Raw genomic sequence first — 2301 nt, forward strand, 5'->3', positions numbered from 1 at the left:
GCAGCTTCGTAAGTTAAAGTACCAGATTTAGAAACTACACCAACAGTACCTTTTTTGAAGATAAAACCTGGCATGATACCAATTTTAGCCTCATCAGCAGTAATTACACCCGGACAGTTAGGGCCAATTAAACGACAATCTTTATCGGCAATATAAGATTTTACTGCAATCATATCCTTCGTAGGGATACCCTCAGTAATACAAACAATCACTTTAATACCACCTTCAGCAGCTTCCATAATAGCGTCGGCAGCAAATGCAGGAGGTACAAATATAATAGACACATTAGCGCCAGCTTTATCAACGGCGTCTTTAACCGTGTTAAAAACAGGCCTGCCCAAATGCTCTTGGCCGCCCTTGCCCGGAGTTACACCGCCCACAACGTTTGTACCGTAAGCTATCATTTGCTCAGCGTGATAAGTACCTTCGTTACCGGTAAACCCCTGAACAATTACTTTAGAATCTTTATTTACTAAAACACTCATTGTATCTATTTTTTTTGTTGTGCAAACTTAAACTAATTGCAACGGAATGTCAACTGCAAAAGCATATTATTTTACCCAAAGGCTTCTGCCCTATTTAAGCCTAGTTGCCTAATGCCCTTGGCAGAAGTTAAATTATTTTTTTACCTTGCTCTCTATCATGATAAAAACTTTTGCTGATAAAGTAATCGATTTTAACCGTTCCCTGCGATACACAGGATCACTGCCCAATAATTTTCAGGTGTTAAATCCTTACATGGACAACCCCGAAACGATGAAAGTTATGCAAGAATTTTATGAGCAATATTACAGCGATTTGCTGCCAAGAAAATTTATTATAGGCATTAACCCTAGTAGGCTTGGCGCCGGCATAACGGGCGTACCTTTTACAGATACCAAGCGACTAGAAGAGGTGTGCGGCATAAAAATGCGATCGGCACATACCCACGAAATCTCCTCGGTTTTTATGTACGATATGATAAAGGCCTACGGCGGTGCAAAAGATTTCTACCAGAATTTTTATATCAACTCGCCATTTCCTTTGGCTATTATACGCCGCACAAAAGATGGCAAGTGGCTTAACGCAAATTATTACGATGATTTAACACTATTCAAATCGGTTAAAAGCTTCATGGTAGAATCTTTAAAAAAACACATCAGCTTAGGCCTAGACACTTCAGAGGTTTTTATTTTAGGGAAGAAGAACGCCACTTTCATTCAAAAAATAAATAGCGAAGAAAAACTTTTTGATAAGCTTAACGTTTTAGAACACCCTAGATTTATACAGCAATACAAATCGATTGAAAAACAATGGTACATAGAGAAGTATATTTCCGCACTAAAAAACAATAGTGCATACCGTAATTTTTAATCGTTTTTAACAAACAATTAAACTTGATTAAAATTTTCTCCTTAAAAATAAAATTTAACGATATTTACTACGCTAGCCATAGCATTAAAACCAAAAGACTAACCTAAGAATGATAGATAACCTATTGAGTTACGACTTTGCGTGGAAACCTTACAGCACCAGCCAATTATTAGCTACAGATAAAACCCATATCTTCCGAATTTCAGTTGATAATCATTTTCAGAAAATAAAAAAGGAACTTGCCGAGGTATTATCTGAACAAGAGCAGGAAAAGGCGAGCAGAATGTTTATTCAAAAAGACAAAGAACGCTATGTAGTTAGCAAATATTGTCTCCGCACTATTCTTGCCCTGTGCTTAAACAAAACGCCACACGAAGTAGAATTTATTTTGCACGAACATAAAAAACCTACGGTAAAGGACATTGAATTTAACATTAGCCACACCGGAGATTACATACTTATTGCCGTTAGTCCGAAAGCAGTTGGCATAGACCTCGAATACTTAAATAATGAATTTGATTTCAAATCAATTTTAGACATCACTTTTTCTAAGCAAGAAATTGACTTTATTGGCAATAAGAACACCAATCCTACCAATTTTTATACCATTTGGACCAGAAAAGAAGCATTGCTAAAGGCTAGTGGCGAAGGCGTTAGCAACAACCTTCATTTAATAGACTGCTTAAGTGAATACGTAGAAAGAAATAAAGCGGTTTTTAAGCTGCGCACTTTCCTAATCGAAGGTAGTTATGTGGCGAGTATCGCTACCAGTCTCGATCAAAAAGAGCTTCAATTTTGGAACTGGATTTAGGTTAACGAGTTTGGGTGTTTTTTAGGCTATGCAACATGTCAAGCCCTTGCAGAAACCTTTAAATTCGCTAAAAACCGACCTTGGTCTTTGCGGAAGTGGTGCTATTGCTCTAGTATTAACTTTAAAGCAAAGAGCGC

At 37.3% G+C, this 2301-nt stretch carries 3 protein-coding genes; 2 read left to right on the forward strand and 1 reads right to left on the reverse strand.

Annotation, left to right across the window (positions count from 1 at the left end; all coding sequences use genetic code 11):
* On the reverse strand, positions 1 to 485 hold a 485-nt coding region (locus tag B3I52_RS12755; protein ID WP_293301819.1), incomplete at its 3' end, for a succinate--CoA ligase subunit alpha.
* A 157-nt stretch (positions 486 to 642) separates the two neighbouring features.
* Between B3I52_RS12755 and B3I52_RS12760 the strand changes: the two genes are divergently transcribed.
* Positions 643 to 1353 (forward strand): SMUG2 DNA glycosylase family protein, encoded by a 711-nt coding sequence (locus B3I52_RS12760; protein ID WP_293301821.1) that lies wholly within the window; start codon positions 643 to 645, stop codon positions 1351 to 1353.
* Between the two features lie 109 nt (positions 1354 to 1462).
* Entirely contained in the window at positions 1463 to 2164 is a 702-nt protein-coding gene (locus tag B3I52_RS12765; protein ID WP_293301823.1) for a 4'-phosphopantetheinyl transferase family protein, read from the forward strand.
* The last annotated feature ends 137 nt before the right edge of the window (positions 2165 to 2301 follow it).

The sequence above is a fragment of the Pedobacter sp. UBA4863 genome (assembly GCF_002399615.1).
GTDB lineage: Bacteria > Bacteroidota > Bacteroidia > Sphingobacteriales > Sphingobacteriaceae > Pedobacter.